The organism is Micromonospora sp. NPDC005299, assembly GCF_042872345.1.
Taxonomy (GTDB): Bacteria; Actinomycetota; Actinomycetes; order Mycobacteriales; family Micromonosporaceae; genus Micromonospora.
This window is the reverse complement of record NZ_JBIAKG010000036.1, coordinates 1-1,518: the sequence shown is the minus strand read 5'-3', so window position 1 is coordinate 1,518 and position 1,518 is coordinate 1. Positions and strand designations below refer to the sequence as shown.

Below are 1,518 nucleotides of genomic sequence, written 5' to 3'. Positions count from 1 at the left end.
AACTCAGACGAAACTCCATGGGTAGCGGTGGATTTACCTATGCGGCGAGTGGGGTGAGGTCGGCTTGGTAGCCGAGGTCGTGCAGTTGGCGTAGTAGGCGGTTCTTGCGGGTCTCGGGGTCGTCTCGGTGGGTGTAGTAGTCGGCGCCGAGGTCGGTGTAGGTCTGGTCGTTGGCGAGTAGGTGCCAGACGATGACGAGGATGGTGTGGGCGATGGCGACGGCGGCTTTCTTGCTGCCGGTCTTGCCGAAGCGTCGGTGGAGCCGGCGGTAGCGGGCGCCGAGTCGGGTGCTGGTGCGGGAGGTGGCCCAAGCGGCTTCGACCAGCACGGTGGCGAGGTGGGGGTTGCCGTGGCGGGTGGTGCCTTTCCTGCGTTTGCCCGCTGATTCATGGTTGCCCGGGCATAGGCCGGCCCAGGAGGCGAGATGTGCTGGGGTGGGGAAGCGGGTCATGTCCACCCCGATCTCGGAGATGATCGTCTGCGCGGCACGGTCACCCACGCCGGGGATCGTCTTGAGCCGGTCCCGCTGTGCCGCGAACGGGGTGATGACTTCCTCGATGCGGGCGTCGAGCTTGCCGATCATGTCGTTGAGGTGGTCGATGTGGGTCAGGTGCAGCCGGCAGAGCAGGGCGTGGTGGTCGGCGAACCGGCCGGCCAGGGCGAGGGTCAGGTCGGGGATCTTCTTGCGCAGCACCCCTCGGGCCAGGTCGGCCAGTACCGCCGGGTCGCGTTCGCCGGCGATGAGCGCTTCGATCATCGCCCGGCCGGAGACACCGGTGGCGTCGGAGGCGACCGAATCGAGCTTGATGCCGCCGTCTTCGAGGACCTTGTGCAGCCGTTGGGTCTCGCGGGTGCGTTCCTCGATCAGCTTCTTGCGGTAGCGGGCCAGTTCCCGGATCGCGGCGATGTCGGCCGGCGGGATGAAGCTTCCGCGCAGCAGCCCTACCTCGCACAGTTCGGCCAGCCACACCGCGTCGGAGGCGTCGGTCTTGCGGCCCGGCACGTTCTTAACGTGGTGGGCGTTGCACAGCAGAATCTTCAGCTGGTCGGTCTCGGCGAGGGCGTGGAAGACGGGCCGCCAGTACACGCCGGTGGCTTCCATCGCCACGTGCGTGACCTGCTCGGCGAGCAGCCAGCTGGTCATCTCTCGTAAGGCGCTGTAGAAGGTGGGATACTTGCGTACCTGCTGGCGGCGCTTCCCGGCCTGCTCGCCCGGGACCCGGACCGCCACCGTGATCTGCTTCTTGTGCACGTCGATCGCCGCGACCCGCGGATAGATGATCTCCACGACGCCTCCATGGTGGAGCCGAGCCGACAAGGCGTCGCCCGCGGAACCCGCGAAAGATCAAGAAACTCAGACACGCGCTCACAGCGGCAACCCGGGGTACCTACCGGGGCGGGCTCCAGCGTCACTCTTACAAACGGACTCGTGGTGCCAAGTTCTGTCGACGTCAGCGGGCGACGCATCAAGTTTCACAAACCCGTGGGCGCCCCGCCAGGGGCATCTTCCTCTTACAA

Annotated in this window: 1 protein-coding gene; it reads right to left on the bottom strand. The window is 66.6% G+C overall.

Features of this window, described 5'->3' with window-relative positions; translation table 11 throughout:
- Window positions 1-37 precede the first annotated feature (37 nt).
- On the bottom strand, window positions 38-1,288 hold the full coding sequence (locus tag ACFYPD_RS34035) for an IS110 family transposase (RefSeq protein ID WP_387122901.1): 1,251 nt from the start codon (window positions 1,286-1,288) through the stop codon (window positions 38-40).
- Window positions 1,289-1,518: the final 230 nt, after the last annotated feature.